This window comes from Streptomyces decoyicus, from assembly GCF_019880305.1.
Classification (GTDB): Bacteria; Actinomycetota; Actinomycetes; order Streptomycetales; family Streptomycetaceae; genus Streptomyces; species Streptomyces decoyicus.
Window position 1 is genome coordinate 7,876,406 of record NZ_CP082301.1, and the last position, 17,220, is coordinate 7,893,625.

A 17,220-nucleotide genomic window follows, 5' to 3' on the forward strand; every position below is an offset into this window, starting at 1 on the left:
GGCCCCCCCGGACCTCCGTCCGACCCCACCTCCGTCCGACCCCACCTCCGCGCGCAACAGAAGGGCACGGCACTCACGATGGCACCGAAGACAAAGGCGGCCGGTGACGGCAGCGGTCTGACGGAGATGTCCTGGGATCCGATCACCCGGATCGTGGGCAGCCTCGGTATCCACACCAAGATCGACTTCAAGCAGAAGCGGGTCGCCGAGTGCTACAGCACCTCGTCCGTCTTCCGCGGCTACAGCGTCTTCATGCGGGGCAAGGACCCGCGCGACGCCCACTTCATCACCAGCCGGATCTGCGGCATCTGCGGTGACAACCACGCCACCTGCTCGGTGTACACGCAGAACATGGCCTACGGGGTGAAGCCCCCGCATCTGGGGGAGTGGATCATCAACCTCGGCGAGTCCGCCGAGTACATGTTCGACCACAACATCTTCCAGGAGAACCTGGTCGGGGTCGACTACTGCGAAAAGATGGTCCGCGAGACCAACCCCGGCGTCTGGGAACTCGCCCAGCGCACCGAGGCCCCGCACGCGGCCGACCACGGCTACCGCACCATCGCCGACATCATGAGCTCCCTCAACCCCATCGAGGGCGAGTTCTACCGCGAGGCGCTCCAGGTCAGCCGCTACACCCGGGAGATGTTCTGCCTCATGGAGGGCCGCCATGTGCACCCCTCCACGCTCTACCCGGGCGGCGTCGGCACTGTCGCCAGCGTCCAGTTGTTCACCGACTACCTCAGCCGGCTGATGCGCTACGTCGAGTTCATGAAGCGTGTCGTCCCGCTCCATGACGACCTGTTCGACTTCTTCTACGAGGCGCTGCCCGGATACGAGGAAGTCGGCCGGCGGCGGGTGCTGCTCGGCTGCTGGGGCGCGCTCAACGACCCCGACCACTGCGATTTCACCTATCGCAACATGACGGACTGGGGGCGGAAGATGTTCGTCACCCCCGGCATCATCGTCGACGGCAAGCTGGTCACCAACGACCTCACCGAGATCAACCTCGGCATCCGGATCCTGCTGGGCAGCTCCTACTACCAGGACTGGGAGGGCCAGGAGCAGTTCGTCACCCACGACCCGCTCGGCAACCCCGTCGACCCCCGCCACCCGTGGAACCAGCACACCATCCCGGCCCCGCAGAAACGCGACTTCAACGACAAGTACAGCTGGGTGATGTCCCCGCGCTGGTTCGACGGCAAGGAGCACCTGGCGCTGGACACCGGCGGCGGCCCGATCGCCCGGCTGTGGTCCACCGCGCTGTCCGGGCTCGTCGACACCCCGTACGTCAAGGCCACCGGCCAGAGCGTCGTCATCGACCTGCCGCGCAGCATGACCAAGCCCGCGACCCGCTTCGAGTGGAAGATCCCGAAGTGGAGCAACGCGCTGGAACGCAACCGCTCCCGCACCTACTTCCAGGCATACACGGCCGCCATGGCCCTGCACTTCGCGGAGCAGGCGCTCGAAGAGGTCCGCGCCGGACGCACCCAGACGTGGGAGAAGTTCGAGGTTCCCGACGAGTCCATCGGCTGCGGCTTCACCGAGGCGGTACGCGGCGTCCTCTCGCACCACATGGTCATCCGGGACGGGAAGATCGCCAACTATCACCCATACCCGCCGACCCCGTGGAACGCCAGCACCCGCGACACCTACGGCACCCCCGGCCCCTATGAGGACGCCGTCCAGAACACCCCGATCTTCGAGGAGAACTCCCCGGAGAACTTCAAGGGCATCGACATCATGCGCACGGTGCGCAGCTTCGACCCGTGTCTGCCCTGCGGCGTCCACATGTACGTCGGCAACGGCAAGTCCGTACAGAAGATGCATGTGCCCACCGGCCTGAGCGGGCTGTCCGGATGAGCGCCCGGACCACCGCGGCACCGGCCGCCGCCGCACCGGCCGACGCACCGCAGGCCGCCACCGGGCAGGCAGGCGCGCCCCACGCACCCCACGCCGCCGCGCCCGACGCCGCCGCCCCCAACGCCGAGGCGACCGGCCGGCGCGTCGAAGAGGTACTGGACCGCCTCGCACAGCGCGACGACCGCGAGGCCGGCGCCGCCGCCGAGGAGCTCGTCCGCGTCCTGATGGACTTCTACGGCGCGGGACTCGCCCGGATCATGCACCTCCTGGGCAGCGGCACGGACGACGGCGGCCCCCGGTCGGCGCTGCTCCGCGACGAGCTGGTGACCAGCCTGCTGGTGCTGCACGATCTGCACCCGGAGGACACCGCGGCACGCATCGGCCGCGCCCTGGACAGCGTCCGCCGGCAACACCCCGCCGAGGTGGCGGCGTTCGACGCGGACAGCGGGGTGCTGCGACTGCGCTCCGGCGACTCCGGGGGCTGCGGCTGTCCGAGCACGAACCAGCAGGCCCAACAGGCCGTCGAGGCCGCCGTGTCCTGTTTCGCGCCCGAGGTGACCTCGGTGCAGTGGGAGGCGGCGGGAGCCGGCACCGAACCGGCGCTGCTTCAGATCTCCCGTCGCCCGCCGACCGCCGCCACCGCCTCGTGAGCGCCCGGCAGACGGCGCCCCCGCGGCTCGGACCGTCGACCGCCCACCGCGGCCTGCGCCGCTTCCGCGCACCGGTGCCCCCCGCTCCGGAACGCTGTGAGCTGTGCGGCGTGGTGCTCGGCGAGCACAACCACCGCCACCTGGTCCACACCGAACGCCGCGCACTGGCCTGCGCCTGCATCCCCTGTGCGCTGCTCTTCGAGCGGCCCGGCGCCGGCACCGGACAGTTCCGTACGGTTCCGGACCGCTATCTCGTCGACTCCGGCCACACCCTCGACGACGCGGCCTGGGACCTGCTCCAGATCCCCGTCGGCGTCGCCTTCTTCCTGCGCAATGCCGACCTCGACCGGCTGGTCGCGCTCTACCCCAGCCCGGCCGGCGCCACGGAGAGCGAACTCGACCCGTCGACCTGGGAGGCCGTGCTCGCCGCCAGCCGGCTCGCCGGCCTCCTCCGGTCCGATGTGGAGGCGCTGCTGCTGCGCCGCTCCGAGGGTCGTATCGACTGCTATCTGGTGCCCGTCGACATCTGCTACGAACTCGTCGGCCGGATGCGCCTGTTGTGGCAGGGCTTCGACGGCGGCGCCGAGGCGCGCGCCGCACTCTCCGACTTCTTCACCAAGGTCGCCCGCCGGGCCCGCGAGCCGAAGGAGGACGACCGGACGTGACCGACCTGTCCTTCATCTGCACCGGTGTACGCGCCGACCGCTACGCCGCCGCCCCCACCCTCCTCTTCCGGCTGCGCATCACCGCCGCCGCAGCGGACCGGGTGCACGCCCTCGCGCTGCGCTGCCAGCTCCGCATCGAACCGGCCCGGCGCGGCTACCGGTCCGACGAGGCCGAGGCGCTGTCCGACCTCTTCGGCGAGCGGTCCCGCTGGGGCAGCACCCTGCACCCCCTCCAGTTCGCCCAGGTCTCCCTGGTCGTCCCCGGCTTCACCGGCGAGACCGAGGTGGACCTCCCGGTCCCGTGCAGCTACGACCTGGACGTCGCGGTCGGCCGCTACTTCCATGCGCTGCGCGACGGCGAGGTCCCGCTGCTGCTGCTGTTCTCCGGCACGGTGTTCGCCGGCGCCGGCGGTTTCCACGTCGAGCCGGTGCCCTGGAGCAAGGAGGCGTCCGTGCGGATGCCGGTGGCGGTCTGGCAGGAGATGACCGAAACGCATTTCCCCGGCTGCGGCTGGCTCCGGCTGCCCCGCGAGACCCTCGATGCGCTGCTCGCCTATCGCTCCCGGCACGCCCTGCCCTCCTGGCAGGCGACCGTCGAGTCGCTGCTCGCCACGGCCGGCGACCCCGAACCGCCCGCGCCGCGCGCCCGCCTCTTCCCCGGCGCCGTCGCCCGCCCCGTCAGCGAAAGGACCGCGCCGTGACGACCAGCGTCCTGCCCGACGAGACGGCGGACCACTTCGCCACCGCCCGCCAGGTGGCCGACGCCGTGCTGTTCGAGGGCTATGTGCTCTACCCGTACCGCGCCTCCGCCGCCAAGAACAAACTCCGCTGGCAGTTCGGCGTCCTGGTACCGCCCCACTGGGGTGCCGAGAGCGCGGAGCACTCCTTCCAGCGCACCGAATGCCTCATGGAGCCCCGGTCCGGCGCCCGGCTCTCGGCCGAGCTGCGGTTTCTGCACGCCCAGCGGCGAACCGTCCAACGCCTGGGCCCGGGCGGCGGGTTCGAGACCGTCGAGGAACTCGAACTGCCCGACCGGGTACTGGTCCCCTGGGACGAGGGCTCCGAGGAGCGCGTCACGCTCGTGGCCGACATCTCCAAGCTGACCGGGGAGGGCGTCACCGTCCCCTTCACCCGGCCCGCGCGGGAGGAGACCGAGCCGGTGCACGACGCCGACGGGAAGCTCGTCGGCCGGCTGGTGCGCCGCTGCGCGGAGGCCAGGGGACAAGTACGGCTCTCCGCGAGCGAACTCGACGGTCCCTACGCGGCGCTGCGGCTGGCCGCGACCGTCGAGAACACCAGCGGCTGGCAGCCGGACGCCACCGGCGCCGACCGTGATGCGGCGCTGCCCCACTCCCTGGTCGGCGCCCATCTCCTCCTCGGCCTGAGCGCGGGCTCGTTCGTGTCCATGACCGACCCGCCGGAGTGGGCCCGAGGCGCCGTCGCGGCCTGCCGCAACGAACACGCCTGGCCGGTGCTCGCCGGTGCGGACGGCCGCGCCGACGTGGTCCTGTCCTCCCCGATCATCCTGGAGGACCACCCGGCCATCGCCCCCGAGAGCCCCGGCGCGCTCTACGACGCCCTGGAGATCGACGAGATCCTCGCCCTGCGCACCGCGGCCCTCACCGACCAGGAGAAGCGCGAGGCCCGCGGCACCGACCCCCGCGCCGCCGAGGTCATCGAGCTCGCCGACACCATGCCGCCCGAGGTGCTGGAGCGCCTGCACGGCGCCGTACGGGCACTGCGCGAGGTCACCGGGCCCGGTCCGGCCGCCCCCGACGACCTGACCCCCGACGTGCCGGGACTGCGCCCCGACACCCCCTGGTGGGACCCCGCGAGCGACCGCAGCGTCGATCCCGTACGCGACCGGATCACGGTCGACGGGCACTCGGTCGGCGCCGGCAGCCGGGTGCTGCTGCGGCCCGGTCTGCGGCGCACCGACGCCCAGGACCTCTTCCTCCAGGGCCGCACCGCCCAGGTGGAGGCCGTCCTGCACGACGTCGACGGCGGAGTGCACCTCGCGGTGACCGTGGAGGGCGACCCGGGTGCCGACATCCGTCGCGAGCAGGGCCGCTTCCTGTACTTCCAACCCGACGAGATCGCTCCGCTGGAGGACGCGTGAACGCCGCCGCACCCGTCGCCGGGCCGCCCGCGAAGACCCTGATCGCCGGGGTCGGCAACATCTTCCTCGGCGACGACGGCTTCGGCGTCGAGGCCGTCCGCCGGCTGGGCGAGCACCCGCTTCCCGACGGGGTCGAGGTCGTCGACATCGGCGTACGCGGCGTACACCTCGCCTACCAGATGCTGGACGGCTACCACACGGTGCTCCTCGTGGACGCCTCCGCGCGCGGCGGCGAACCCGGCACCGTCTACCTCCTCGACGCCACCACTCCGGCCGGCACCCGCCCGCCGGACACCGCGCTCGACGGCCACCACATGACCCCCGATGCCGTGCTCGCGCTGCTCGACACGCTCAGCGCGGGCACCGACGGCCGGCGCCCCGAGCGCGTCCTGGTCGTCGGCTGTGAACCCGCCGATGTCGCCGAAGGCATCGGGCTCAGCGAACCGGTCGACGCCGCGGTCGACGAGGCCGTGGGGCTGATCCTGCGGCTGGTCGGCGCGGCGGAGCCGGCACCGTCCGCCGCCGGACCGCACACCAGTGAGAGGAACACGACACCATGCTGAAGCTCGCCCTGAGCGGGGCGTTCGCCGCCGCGCTCGCCCTCGCCCTCAAGGCCGTACTGCCCGACCTCAAGCGCTACATGCGTATCCGCTCCATGTGACCGGGCGGCGCTGCACCGAACGGTGTACGCCACCGCACCGCCGCGGCGAGGCACCGCGGCGGCCCTCCGGACACGCCGTCTAATGAAGCCGAGAGGCCCCCGGTCGTCCCCGCACCAGAGAGGGACCGATGCACGAGATGTCCATCGCGCTCGCGGTCGTGGAGCAGGTCGAGAGCGCGGCCCGGCCCACCGGGGCCACCACCGTCAACAGCGTCCGGCTCCAGGTCGGCGAACTGGCCGGGGTGGTCTCCGACGCGCTGGCCTTCTCCTTCGAACTCGCCTGTGCCGGAACGGTGCTGGAGGGCGCGGAACTGGTCACCGAACCCGTCCCGGCCCGCGCCCGCTGCGGCCCCTGCGCGGACACCTGGCGGGTGGGCATGCCGCCACAGCTCAGCTGCCCCGGATGCGGCGGGGCGACGGCGGAGCTGCTGACCGGCCGTGAACTGCAGATCGTCAGTGTGTGCTGGAACGACGCCCCGGTACACGTCCCTATGCACGAGGAGCGCTGAACCATGTGCCGTGTCGTCGACCTGCAACAGGCGGTCCTCGCCAAGAACGACGCCTGCGCCCACACCCTCCGCGAGGACCTCGCCGCCCGGGGCACCGCGGTCGTCAACCTGCTCTCCAGTCCCGGCAGCGGCAAGACCGCCCTCCTGGAGCGCGAACTCACCCTCGCCCGCAGCCGGGGCATCCCCGTCGCGGCGCTCACCGCCGACCTCGCCACCGAGAACGACGCCGTACGGCTGGCCCGCTCCGGAGTGCCCGTCAAACAGGTGCTCACCGACGGGCTGTGCCACCTGGAGGCCGAGATGCTGGGCGGCCACCTCCACGGCTGGCTCCCCGCGGACACCCGGCTGCTGTTCATCGAGAACGTCGGCAATCTGGTCTGCCCGGCCTCCTACGACCTGGGGGAGACGCTGCGCATCGTGCTGGCGTCGGTGACCGAGGGCGAGGACAAGCCGCTGAAGTACCCCACCGCCTTCGGGCTCGCCCATCTGGTCGTGGTCACCAAGATGGATATCGCCGAGGCGGTCTCGTTCGACGAGAAGGAGTTCCGCGCCAACGTCGAACGCATCAACCCGGGCGTGGAAGTCGTCCTCACCTCGGCGCGCGGCGGTGAGGGAGACGGTCTGCTGCTGGACCGGGCGCTGGCCGCGCGCGACGGCGCGCCGGTGCACATCCCGGTCATGACCCGCAAGTCCCACCACGTCCACGACGCCGAGGACGGCCAGCCGCACGACGAGGGGCACACCCACGAGGGGCACACCCACGAGGGGCACACCCACGAGGGGCACACCCACGAGGGGCACACCCACGAGGGGCACACCCACGACGACGAGGGCCACACCCACCACGGGGAGCACGCCCACGCCGCGCGGGCGCAGGACCGCGGCCACGCGCACACGACCGACTCCGACACCGTGGCGTCGAGCCGCTCATGACCACAGGGCAGGTCGGCGGGGTCACCGCGACGGCGCCCGCGACGGCCGCCGCACGCCGCCGGATCACCGTGCGCGGCGTCGTCCAGGGCGTCGGCTTCCGCCCGTTCGTCCACACCCTCGCCACGGAACTGGGTCTGAGGGGCCATGTGACCAACACCGGCGAGGGCGTCGTCGCCGAGGTCGAGGGCGCCCCCGCGGCGCTCGCCCGCTTCGCCCGGCGGATCGGGGCCGACGCGCCACCGCTGGCCGTGGTCGAGGCCGTCGACGGCGAGGACATCGCGCCGACCGGCGACGCCGGATTCCGCATCCTCCCCTCGCGCGCCGACGGCCTCTCCCGCACCCTGGTCTCCCCGGACGCCGCCACCTGCGACGCCTGCCTGGCCGAGCTGACCGACCCGGCCGACCGCCGCCACCGGCACCCCTTCCTCACCTGCACCCACTGCGGTCCGCGCTTCACCATCGTCACCGCGGTCCCCTACGACCGTGCGCTGACGACCATGGACCGCTTCCCGATGTGCCCCCGCTGCGCACGGGAGTACGCGGACCCGGCCGACCGGCGCTTCCACGCCCAGCCCATCGCCTGCCACGACTGCGGCCCCCGCCTGCGGCTGCTGACCGCGGACCCGGCCGACCGCACCCGCCCACCGCGGCCGGCGCCCGGCCCCGACCCGGTCGCCGACGCCCGCCGGCTGCTCGCCGAGGGCGCGATCGTGGCGGTCAAGGGACTCGGCGGTTACCACCTCGTCTGTGACGCCTCCGACGACGACGCCGTCGCCCTGCTGCGCCGCCGCAAGGCCCGCGGCGACAAGCCCTTCGCCCTGATGGCGCGTCAGCTCACTGACATCGCGCATCTGGTGCGCGTCCGTCCCGAGGAACGCGCCCTGCTCACCGGGCCGGTACGCCCCATCGTCCTGCTGCGCCGCCTCCCGGTCCCCGCGCCCGCCCCGGACGCGCCGGTGCTGTCGGCCGCCGTCGCCCCCGGCAGCCCCGACCTGGGCGTCATGCTGCCGTACACACCGCTGCACCACCTGCTGCTCGGGCTGCCCGGTGACCCTCCCCCACTCCCGGCATCGCTCGAGCGGGGGGACCCCCACGGACCCCGGCTGCTCGTCATGACCAGTGGCAATGTCGCGGGCGAACCGATCGTCACCGATGACGACGAAGCCGTAGCGCGTCTGGCGCACCTGGCGGACGCCTGGCTCACCCACGACCGGCCGATCAGGATTCCGTGCGACGACTCCGTGGTCCGCATCAGCGACGGGGAACCGCTGTTGGTCCGCCGCTCCCGTGGATACGCGCCCCTGCCCATCGACCTCCCGGTGCCGGTGCAGCCCGCGCTGGCGGCCGGCGGCGACCTCAAGAACGTGCTCTGTCTCGCCGAAGGGCACCGTGCCTGGCTGTCCGCACACATCGGCGACATGGACGATCTGGCGACCCAGCTCGCGTTCGAGCGGGCCGAGGCGCATCTGGAGACGGTGACCGGGGTGCGCCCGAAGCTCCTCGCCGCCGACCGGCACCCCGGCTACCGCTCCGGGCAGTGGGCACAGCGCCACACCGACGGCCGGCCGCTGGTACGCGTGCAGCACCACCATGCCCATATCGCCGCGGCCATGGCCGAACACGGCCTGCAGGACGGCCACCCCGTCATCGGCGTCGCCTTCGACGGCACCGGCTACGGCGACGACCAGGCCGTCTGGGGCGGCGAGATCCTGCTCGCCGACTACGACGGATACCGCCGCTTCGGACAGCTCGCCTACGTCCCGCTGCCCGGCGGCGACACGACCGTACGGCGCCCCTACCGCATGGCCCTCGCCCATCTGCGCGCCGCCGGCATCGACTGGGCCGAGGACCTGCCCCCGGTGGCGGCCTGCCCGCCGGAGGAGCGACGACTGCTGGCACGGCAGCTCGAACGCCACCTCAATTGTGTGCCCACCTCCAGCATGGGCCGTCTCTTCGACGCCGTCTCCTCCCTGGCCGGGATCTGCCACCAGGCCGGATACGAGGCCCAGGCCGCGGTCGCACTCGAAGCCGCGGCCCTGACCGCGGAGGAGGACCGCGGACCCGGCTATGCGTTCGCGCTGCGCGCCGCACCGCCGGGCGAGGCGGGCGCCGACATCGTCGCCGACCCCACGCCGGTGCTCACCGCCGTTGTCGCGGACCTGCGCGCACGCACCGCCCCGGCGCTGATCGCGGCCCGTTTCCACACCGCGGTCGCCGACCTCGTCCGGCACGGCTGCGTGCTGGCCCGGGAACGCGCGGGCCTGACGACCGTGGCACTGACCGGTGGCGTCTTCGCCAACACCCTGCTGGCCGAGGCCACCGCCCGCCTCCTGCGGCAGGACGGCTTCACCGTCCTGCGCCACCGTCGCGTCCCGCCCAACGACGGGGGACTGGCGCTCGGCCAGATCGTCGTGGCGGCGCGCACCGCAGGAGCCGCCGCGCGCTGAGCGGCGCCCCCGCGCGGCAGACGCAACGTACCCACGACGAGGAGAGGCCCCCATGTGCCTGGCGGTACCCGGCAAAGTGTTGGACATCGAAGAACGGGACGGCACCCGTATGGCCACCGTCGACTTCGGCGGCGTGGTCAAGGAGGTGTGCCTGGAGTACGTCCCCGACCTACAGGTCGGCGAGTACGCCATCGTCCATGTCGGCTTCGCGCTTCAGCGGCTGGACGAGGAATCCGCCCGGCAGACCCTGGCCCTCTTCGAGGAACTGGGCCTGCTTCAGGAGGAGTTCGGTGACCCATGGGAGGCGGCCGGCGCGCCCCCGGGGTGGGACGAGGCGGGCGCCGGGGCGGGCGCCGCCCCCGGCTCCGCATCCGCATCCGCATCCGCATCCGCACCCGCGGCCGCGGTCGGCGACGGAGCGCGGGAGGCGAACCGGTGAAGTACCTCGACGAATTCCAGAACCCCGAGCTCGCCCGCCGGCTGCTCGACGACATCCGCTCCACGGTGACCCGGCCCTGGGCCCTGATGGAGGTCTGCGGCGGTCAGACCCACACCATCATCCGGCACGGCATCGACCAACTGCTGCCCGCCGACGTCGAGTTGATCCACGGTCCGGGCTGTCCGGTCTGTGTGACACCGCTGGAGGTCATCGACAAGGCCCTGGAGATCGCCTCCCGCCCCGACGTGATCTTCTGTTCCTTCGGCGACATGCTCCGCGTACCCGGCAGCGACCGGGATCTGTTCCAGGTGCGCAGCCGCGGCGGTGATGTACGGGTCGTCTACTCCCCGCTCGACGCGCTGAAGATCGCGCAGCAGAACCCGGAGCGCGAGGTGGTGTTCTTCGGGATCGGCTTCGAAACCACCGCACCGCCCAATGCGATGACGGTCCATCAGGCCCGCAAGCTCGGCATCCGCAACTTCAGCCTGCTGGTCTCGCACGTCCGGGTACCGCCCGCGATCGAGGCGATCATGACGTCGCCCAGCTGCCGGGTCCAGGCCTTCCTGGCCGCCGGACACGTGTGCAGTGTGATGGGCATGGGGGAGTACCCCGAACTGGCCGACCGCTTCCGGGTGCCGATCGTGGTCACCGGCTTCGAGCCGCTGGACATCCTGGAGGGCATCCGCCGCACCGTCCGCCAACTGGAGCGCGGCGAACACACCGTGGACAACGCCTACCCGCGCGCGGTGCGCAGCGAGGGCAACCCGGCCGCCCAGGCCATGCTCGCGGACGTCTTCGAGGTCACCGACCGTGCCTGGCGCGGCATCGGCACCATCCCCGCCAGCGGCTGGCGGCTGTCGGAGCGCTACCGCGAATACGACGCCGAGTACCGCTTCTCCGTCGACGGCATCACCACCAAGGAGCCCGCCGCCTGCCGCAGCGGGGAAGTCCTCCAGGGACTGATCAAGCCGCACGAGTGCGCGGCCTTCGGCACCGTCTGCACTCCGCGCACCCCGCTCGGCGCCACCATGGTCTCCAGCGAGGGCGCCTGCGCCGCCTACTACCTCTACCGCCGACTCGGCACCACGCCCACCCCACAGGAGGCGAGCCCCGTTGTCTGACACCATCCACCCCACTCCCGGCGGCCCCACCCGCGGCGGCCCCACACCGGCCGACCGCGGCCTGCCCACCGTCGACATCTCCGGCTGGACCTGCCCCACCCCGCTGCGCGACCAGCCCCGCGTCGTCATGGGGCACGGCGGGGGCGGCGCACTGTCCGCCGAACTCGTCCAGCAGATCTTCGCCCCCGCCTTCGGCGGCGAGATCCTCGCCCAGCTCGGCGACTCCGCGGCGGTGTCCCTCGGCGGCGTACGCCTCGCGTTCACCACCGACTCCTATGTCGTCCGGCCGCTCTTCTTCCCCGGCGGCTGCATCGGCGACCTCGCGGTCAACGGCACCGTCAACGACCTCGCCATGAGCGGCGCGAGGGCCGCCTACCTCTCCTGCGGCTTCATCCTGGAGGAGGGTGTGGAGATGCCGGTGGTCGCCGGTGTCGCCGACGCCATGGGCGCGGCCGCGCGGGCCGCCGGGGTCGAGGTGGCCACCGGCGACACCAAGGTCGTCGAGGCGGGCCACGGTGACGGTGTCTACCTCAACACCGCCGGCATCGGGCTGATCCCGGCGGGCGTCGATCTGCGCCCGCAGCGTGTCGCCCCCGGCGACGTGGTGATCGTCAGCGGAGACATCGGCCTCCACGGCGTGGCGATCATGAGCGTCCGCGAGGGCCTGGAATTCGGTGTCGAGATCGAGAGCGACTGCGCGGCCCTCGGCGGTCTCGTCGAGACGATGCTCGCGGTCACCCCCGACCTGCATGTGCTGCGCGATCCCACCCGCGGTGGCCTGGCCGCCGCCCTGTGCGAGATCGCCACCGCTTCCTGCACCGGCATCGTCATCCAGGAACGTGCCATCCCCGTCCCGCCGGCCGTCGCCAACGCCTGCGCCATCCTCGGCCTGGACCCGATGTACGTCGCCAACGAGGGCAAACTGGTGGCCTTCGTCCCCCGGGAGCACGCCGATGCCGTCCTGGACGCCATGCGTGCGCACCCTCTGGGCGCCGGCGCCGCGATCATCGGCGAGGCCGTTGCGACCCATCCCGGCATGGTGGTGGCCCGCACGCCGCTGGGCGGCACCCGCGTCGTCGATCTGCCGCTTGGCGAGCAGCTGCCGCGGATCTGCTGAGCGGATCTCCCGGCACACGTCCGAGGGCGGCGCCCGTTCCGGCGCCGCCCTCGCTCCGTGGGCCGCTCTCGCTCCGTGTGCCGCTGCTCAGACCTTCTTCAACAGCTGGGACCCGAACCAGTCGTCGGCGTCCCGTACCCCGGGCAGGATGAAGAAGTAGCCGCCGCCGAGCGGGGTGATGAACTTCGACAGCGGCTCGTGCCGCAGGCGCCGCTGTACGGTGGCGAACTGCCGCTCCGGATCCTGCTGGTAGCCGCAGAAGACCAGCCCGAGGTCCATCCGCCCGGAGTGGTCGTAGCCCCGGTCGTAGTTGTAACTCCGGCGCAGGAAACGGGAGTCGTCGGTCTTCTCGGTGCGCGGGTTGGCCAGTCGGATGTGCGCGTCGAGCGGGATCGTCCTGCCGTGCGGATCGTCGCGGTACCTCGGCGGGTCCGTCTCGTTCCGGCTGCCCAGGGGCGCACCGCTCGCCTTGCGCCGGCCGAAGATCTTCTCCTGCCGCGCCACCGGCACCTTGTCCCACTTCTCGATGTGGAAGCGGATCAGCCGCAGCACCTGATAGCTGCCGCCCAGCGCCCAGTCCGGCTCCCCGCAGGGCGGGGTCACCCACAGCAGCCGGTTCATCTCCCTGGCCGAGCCGGTGTCCGGATTGACGATCCCGTCCTTGAAGCCGACGAAGGTGCGCGGCGAGCCCGAGGGCCGCGAAGGGTTGAGGAACGCGTCCGCGCGCCAGCGGGGCCGCAGCAGCCCGTCCGTCTCCCGCGCCAGATCGCGCAGCACATGGACGATGGCGTCGGGGTGCTGGGCGCAGATCTGGAGGGAGAGGTCACCGTGACAGCGCGACGGCTCCAGCCGGTCGTCGGGGAAGGCCGGCATGGCCTTGAGATGCCGGGGCTTGTGCCCTGAGAGCCCGAACCGGTCGTCGAACAGGGAGGCGCCCACGCCGAGCGTGATGGTGAGGGAGTCGGGGGTGGGCTGCTCCGAGGCGATCTGCTCGTCCAGTGGCTTCACCCCGGCCGCCAGCACCCGTGCGCGTGTGGTGAGCTTCTGGAACAGATCGGTCAGGCCTTCGCGGTCATGGACCAGCACATCGAAGCCGACGAATCCGGCGAAGAGCTGCATCGGGGTCACGATGCCGGCCTGATGGCGTCCATGGAAAGGAACCCGGTCGGGCAGCAGCCCCGCGTTGTTGCGGAAGCCGCCCACGGGCCGGTCCGCCGGAGCCGCCGCCGCCTCCTTGCCGAGCCCCGTCGCGGCCGCCACACCGGCGATCCCGGCCGCGCACTTGAGAAAGCCCCGGCGCCCGTCGTCCCGCTCAGGGGCACGTTCGTCGCCGGCCTGATCACATCTCATGGTCCCGCCCATCCTGACTGCATCGTCCGGCAGCCGCGTGCCTGCACAAACCTGTGCGCGATGCTCGTCGCCCATGTCGCGTCGGCAGGGAGCAACACGGCCTCGGCGCCGGATATCACGCCTTGGCCGCGGGCCGGTCGTCCGAATGGCGCAGCCGGAGCGCCTCCCGCGCGACAGGGGCCCGGCGCGCTTCTAGCGTCGGCCCTGTGACCTGCCCGGACACGGCACAGCGCCATGCCGGGGCAGCCCGTCACGCACCACGCACCGCCACCGAGCCCATGGACCCCCACACATGAGCACATCCACCGACGCGAGCACAGTCATCGGCGAGGCCAGACCTGTCGGTGACGGCACAACCACCGAGGCGAGCACGGCCCTCGGCGAGTGTCCCTCGACCGATGAGGGCACCGCCGTCGGCGCAGACACGCTCGGCGCCGACGGCACGGGCCTCGGCGACGCCGCACCCGCCGGTGCGGACGCCGGCACCGACGAGGGCACGGCCGCCGGGGAGTGCACAACCGTCGATGCCGTCGTGTCCCCCGACGGGAGTACGCCGCCCGACGAGCTGCCCGCATCCTGGCTGCGCATCGAGAAGGGCCATGCCGAGCCCGAGGAAATCGCCGCGATCAGCGTCGTGCTGTGCGCCCAACTCGCCCGCCTGCGCGCCCTCGCCGAGTGCGGCCCCACCGAGGAGCGGCCCGCCGGCCGACGCCACCACGCCCGCCACACCGCATGCTGGTCGGGCTGCTGGTCCTGCGGCTGAATCCGCCCGGCCGCGGGAACCTCCGGGGAAGAGCACGTCGGGCGAGGGGCCCACGGCATGACGCAGTGCCATGTACGGTCCCGGGCGCGGCATCACGTACGCCGAGCCGTGCGGCCTCGCCGCGTGCGGTCCCGCGCCTTCCCCTCCCGCGCTTTCGGCTCCCGCCCCCTCGGCTCCCGCGCGTTCCGCTCCCGCGCGTTCCTTTCCCGCCGCCTCCGGTGGCCCGGCCGCCCGCTGCCCGGGATGCAGCGGGCGGCGAGGGCCGCCGCGGTCAGGAACCCCGCGGCGGCGATGCCCACCGCGGTGTGCAGGCCCGCCACGAGGCCGGTGGCGGTCAGCGTGCCGAAGAGTGCGACGCCGAGGGCGCTGCCGATCTGGCGCGCGGCGTGGAACACCGCGGCGGCGGCGCCACTGCGCTCGTCCGGCGCGGCTTCCATCACCGCCGCGAGGGAGGCCGGCATGGTCAGCGCGGTACCGAAGCCGGCGCAGGCCAGGGGGGCCACCAGCGCGAGGTACGGCGTGTCGGGGCCGGCGACGAGCCAGCCGGCCAGACCGGCTGCGCCCACGGCCAGGCCCGCCACCATGGGCAGCCGCGGCCCGGTGCGGGCCGTGAGCCGCCCGGCCAGCGCGGAGCCGACGGCCACCACGCCGACGGCGGGCAGCAACGCGAAGCCGGTTCGCAGTGCGCTGTAGTGGTGGACCTGCTGGAAGTACAGCGGGGCGAGGAACAGCAGCCCGTAGAAGCCGGTGTTGAGCAGCACGCCGATGACCGCGGAGGCCGCGAAGGCACGGGTACGGAAGAGGACGGGCGGCAGCATCGGCGCGGGCGAGCGCCGCTCCAGCGCCAGGAAGGCGACGAGTCCGGCGAGGCAGCCCGCGAAGGCGCCGAGCACGGCCGGATGCGTCCAGCCCAGTGCCCCGGCCTCGATGCAGCCGGTGGCAAGGGCGGCCAGGCACACCGCCGCGGCGGTCTGGGCCGGCACGTCCAGGCCGGGGCGGGTGCGGTCGGCGGGGGAGGCCGGGACATGGCGGTGGGTGAGGAACAGCGCGGCGAGGCCGACGGGCAGATTGAGGAAGAACACCGACCGCCAGCCGAGCCCGGCCACCAGGACGCCGCCCAGGACGGGACCGGCCCCGGCGGCGAGGCCCGCGACGGTGCCCCAGACGCCGAAGGCGCGGGCCCGCGCCGCCTGGTCCTGGTACGCCGTCTGCAGCAGCGCCAGTGAGGACGGGACCATCAGCGCCGCCCCCAGCCCCTGCACCAGCCGGGCCAGGACCAGGACCGTGGCGGTGGGAGCCAGCGCGCACCCGGCGGAGCCGAGGGTGAACACCAGCAAGCCGCCGAGGAACACCACCTTGCCGCCCAGCCGGTCGCCGAGCCCGCCGCAGAAGAGCAGCAGCCCGGCGAACACCAGGGTGTAGCCGTCCACCACCCATTGGAGTCCGGTCACCCCGGTGTGCAGGGCGGTGCCGATCGCCGGGAGTGCCACCGTGACGACGGTGACGTCCAGGATGACCATGAAGTAGCCCAGGCACACGGCAGCGAGCGGCAGCGGCGACAGCCGGGGCGCGGTCCGATGTGCCGTGGTGGGCGTGGAGATCGTGGGCATACGGTCAGTGTTCTGCCGGATCCGTTCGGCAGATGCCGAAACGTTCTCGCCATACGGGGCGGCAGCGGGAGAACGTTTCGCCATCCGCCGAAGCGTGATCGGCGTACCGTCGGGCCTATGGACGCCCGGACCGAGACCGACGTGGCCCATGTCGCGGCGGCGATCGGTGACCCCTCCCGTGCCAAGGTGCTGCTGGCCCTCGCCGGGGGCGGCGCGCTGCCGGCCAGCGCACTCGCCGCCGAGGCCGGTGTCAGCAACTCCACCATCAGCGGCCATCTGGCCAGGCTCCTCGATGCCCGGCTGCTGACCGTCGAACTCGACGGCCGCCACCGCTACTACCGGCTCGCCACCACGGACGTCGCCCGCGCCCTCGAACAGCTCGCCCTGATCGCCCGTCCCCTGCCGGTGCGGTCCCTGAACGCGGACACCCGCGCCAAGGCCCTGCTGCGCGCCCGACTCTGCTACGACCACCTGGCGGGCCGCCTCGGTGTCGCCGTGATGAGTGCCCTCCAGGAGCGGGAGATTCTCGCCGCCGAGCGGACGGGGAGCGGTGGCGGTTCCCCGGATGCCGATGCCGAGGCCGGCGCCGGCGGCGCGGGTGCCGGATCGCTCGACGTCGCCTACGTCCTCACCGCGCACGGCCGGCAGGAGCTGGCGGCCTTCGGCGTCGAGACGGACCGCCTCCCCCGCCGCCGGGCGTCCGTCCGCTACTGCGTCGACTGGGCCGAGCAGCGCCACCACCTGGCGGGCGCGCTCGGTGCCGCCCTCACCGCCCGGCTGTTCGACCTGGAATGGCTCCGGCACGGGAAGTACCGCCGCGTCGTCCATCTCACCGACGCCGGGCGGGAGGGCCTCGCGACGACGTTCGGCGTCCGGGGCGACCAGGTCGACTGAGGCCGCCCCGGGGCGGCCGCGTCGTCATCCGGACCCGCTCCTCGGCGTCGCCGTCGGCCGGAGCCGGGGGCGAGGTCCG

At 72.9% G+C, this 17,220-nt stretch carries 17 protein-coding genes; 15 read left to right on the forward strand and 2 right to left on the reverse strand.

What is annotated here, in order from left to right; all coding sequences use genetic code 11:
* The first annotated feature begins 78 nt into the window (after window positions 1-78).
* The 13 genes from K7C20_RS34385 (at window position 79) to hypE (ending at window position 12,524) form a co-directional block, all read left to right on the forward strand.
* Entirely contained in the window at window positions 79-1,863 is a 1,785-nt protein-coding gene (locus K7C20_RS34385) for a nickel-dependent hydrogenase large subunit (protein ID WP_030087650.1), read from the forward strand.
* Window positions 1,860-2,513: a hypothetical protein gene (locus tag K7C20_RS34390; RefSeq protein WP_030087652.1), complete on the forward strand. Its 654-nt coding sequence runs from the start codon at window positions 1,860-1,862 to the stop codon at window positions 2,511-2,513. Before K7C20_RS34385 ends, K7C20_RS34390 begins: the two co-directional genes overlap by 4 nt.
* Window positions 2,510-3,178, forward strand: a complete 669-nt coding sequence (locus K7C20_RS34395) for a DUF5947 family protein (protein ID WP_048830198.1) — start codon at window positions 2,510-2,512, stop codon at window positions 3,176-3,178. Before K7C20_RS34390 ends, K7C20_RS34395 begins: the two co-directional genes overlap by 4 nt.
* Window positions 3,175-3,879, forward strand: a complete 705-nt coding sequence (locus K7C20_RS34400) for a DUF6084 family protein (protein WP_053208988.1) — start codon at window positions 3,175-3,177, stop codon at window positions 3,877-3,879. The genes K7C20_RS34395 and K7C20_RS34400 overlap by 4 nt, the downstream gene beginning before the upstream one ends.
* Window positions 3,876-5,297 carry a hypothetical protein gene (locus K7C20_RS34405; protein WP_030087657.1) on the forward strand — a complete coding sequence of 474 codons (1,422 nt, stop codon included), beginning with the start codon at window positions 3,876-3,878 and terminating at the stop codon, window positions 5,295-5,297. Before K7C20_RS34400 ends, K7C20_RS34405 begins: the two co-directional genes overlap by 4 nt.
* Entirely contained in the window at window positions 5,294-5,860 is a 567-nt protein-coding gene (locus K7C20_RS34410) for a hydrogenase maturation protease (RefSeq protein ID WP_053208987.1), read from the forward strand. Before K7C20_RS34405 ends, K7C20_RS34410 begins: the two co-directional genes overlap by 4 nt.
* Window positions 5,854-5,958, forward strand: coding sequence for a DUF6893 family small protein (locus K7C20_RS39550; protein WP_400851238.1), 105 nt, complete (start codon window positions 5,854-5,856; stop codon window positions 5,956-5,958). Before K7C20_RS34410 ends, K7C20_RS39550 begins: the two co-directional genes overlap by 7 nt.
* A gap of 128 nt (window positions 5,959-6,086) precedes the next feature.
* Window positions 6,087-6,467 carry a hydrogenase maturation nickel metallochaperone HypA gene (hypA, locus tag K7C20_RS34415; protein WP_030087661.1) on the forward strand — a complete coding sequence of 127 codons (381 nt, stop codon included), beginning with the start codon at window positions 6,087-6,089 and terminating at the stop codon, window positions 6,465-6,467.
* A 3-nt stretch (window positions 6,468-6,470) separates the two neighbouring features.
* Window positions 6,471-7,400 (forward strand): hydrogenase nickel incorporation protein HypB, encoded by a 930-nt coding sequence (gene hypB / locus K7C20_RS34420; RefSeq protein ID WP_053208986.1) that lies wholly within the window; start codon window positions 6,471-6,473, stop codon window positions 7,398-7,400.
* Window positions 7,397-9,847, forward strand: a complete 2,451-nt coding sequence (gene hypF, locus K7C20_RS34425; protein ID WP_053208985.1) for a carbamoyltransferase HypF — start codon at window positions 7,397-7,399, stop codon at window positions 9,845-9,847. The genes hypB and hypF overlap by 4 nt, the downstream gene beginning before the upstream one ends.
* A gap of 52 nt (window positions 9,848-9,899) precedes the next feature.
* Complete coding sequence (locus tag K7C20_RS34430; protein ID WP_048830200.1) at window positions 9,900-10,286, forward strand: HypC/HybG/HupF family hydrogenase formation chaperone; 387 nt, start codon at window positions 9,900-9,902, stop codon at window positions 10,284-10,286.
* Window positions 10,283-11,407: a hydrogenase formation protein HypD gene (gene hypD, locus K7C20_RS34435; protein WP_053208984.1), complete on the forward strand. Its 1,125-nt coding sequence runs from the start codon at window positions 10,283-10,285 to the stop codon at window positions 11,405-11,407. Before K7C20_RS34430 ends, hypD begins: the two co-directional genes overlap by 4 nt.
* On the forward strand, window positions 11,400-12,524 hold the full coding sequence (gene hypE / locus K7C20_RS34440; RefSeq protein ID WP_030087671.1) for a hydrogenase expression/formation protein HypE: 1,125 nt from the start codon (window positions 11,400-11,402) through the stop codon (window positions 12,522-12,524). Before hypD ends, hypE begins: the two co-directional genes overlap by 8 nt.
* Window positions 12,525-12,611: 87 nt before the next feature.
* Here hypE and K7C20_RS34445 read toward each other — a convergent pair whose 3' ends face one another.
* A complete protein-coding gene (locus tag K7C20_RS34445; RefSeq protein WP_053208983.1) occupies window positions 12,612-13,874 on the reverse strand; it encodes a Dyp-type peroxidase in 1,263 nt (420 codons plus the stop codon).
* A gap of 292 nt (window positions 13,875-14,166) precedes the next feature.
* On the opposite strand from K7C20_RS34445, the gene K7C20_RS38645 reads away from it, so the two are divergent.
* Window positions 14,167-14,637 (forward strand): acyl-CoA carboxylase subunit epsilon, encoded by a 471-nt coding sequence (locus K7C20_RS38645; protein WP_048830201.1) that lies wholly within the window; start codon window positions 14,167-14,169, stop codon window positions 14,635-14,637.
* Between the two features lie 92 nt (window positions 14,638-14,729).
* On the opposite strand, the gene K7C20_RS34455 is transcribed toward K7C20_RS38645, so the two are convergent.
* Window positions 14,730-16,247 carry an MFS transporter gene (locus K7C20_RS34455; protein WP_078953077.1) on the reverse strand — a complete coding sequence of 506 codons (1,518 nt, stop codon included), beginning with the start codon at window positions 16,245-16,247 and terminating at the stop codon, window positions 14,730-14,732.
* 117 nt (window positions 16,248-16,364) lie between these two features.
* Between K7C20_RS34455 and K7C20_RS34460 the strand changes: the two genes are divergently transcribed.
* Window positions 16,365-17,141 (forward strand): ArsR/SmtB family transcription factor, encoded by a 777-nt coding sequence (locus K7C20_RS34460; RefSeq protein ID WP_053208982.1) that lies wholly within the window; start codon window positions 16,365-16,367, stop codon window positions 17,139-17,141.
* Window positions 17,142-17,220 lie beyond the last annotated feature (79 nt).

Excerpts from the sequence above, each read along its gene's own strand:
- K7C20_RS34445 (WP_053208983.1), bottom strand. The coding sequence starts at position 13,874 with ATGAGATGTGATCAGGCCGGCGACGAACGTGCCCCTGAGCGGGACGAC.
- hypB (WP_053208986.1), top strand. The coding sequence starts at position 6,471 with ATGTGCCGTGTCGTCGACCTGCAACAGGCGGTCCTCGCCAAGAACGAC.
- K7C20_RS34460 (WP_053208982.1), top strand. The coding sequence starts at position 16,365 with ATGGACGCCCGGACCGAGACCGACGTGGCCCATGTCGCGGCGGCGATC.
- K7C20_RS39550 (WP_400851238.1), top strand. The coding sequence starts at position 5,854 with ATGCTGAAGCTCGCCCTGAGCGGGGCGTTCGCCGCCGCGCTCGCCCTC.
- hypA (WP_030087661.1), top strand. The coding sequence starts at position 6,087 with ATGCACGAGATGTCCATCGCGCTCGCGGTCGTGGAGCAGGTCGAGAGC.
- K7C20_RS34385 (WP_030087650.1), top strand. The coding sequence starts at position 79 with ATGGCACCGAAGACAAAGGCGGCCGGTGACGGCAGCGGTCTGACGGAG.
- K7C20_RS34390 (WP_030087652.1), top strand. The coding sequence starts at position 1,860 with ATGAGCGCCCGGACCACCGCGGCACCGGCCGCCGCCGCACCGGCCGAC.
- K7C20_RS38645 (WP_048830201.1), top strand. The coding sequence starts at position 14,167 with ATGAGCACATCCACCGACGCGAGCACAGTCATCGGCGAGGCCAGACCT.
- K7C20_RS34455 (WP_078953077.1), bottom strand. The coding sequence starts at position 16,247 with ATGCCCACGATCTCCACGCCCACCACGGCACATCGGACCGCGCCCCGG.
- hypF (WP_053208985.1), top strand. The coding sequence starts at position 7,397 with ATGACCACAGGGCAGGTCGGCGGGGTCACCGCGACGGCGCCCGCGACG.
- K7C20_RS34430 (WP_048830200.1), top strand. The coding sequence starts at position 9,900 with ATGTGCCTGGCGGTACCCGGCAAAGTGTTGGACATCGAAGAACGGGAC.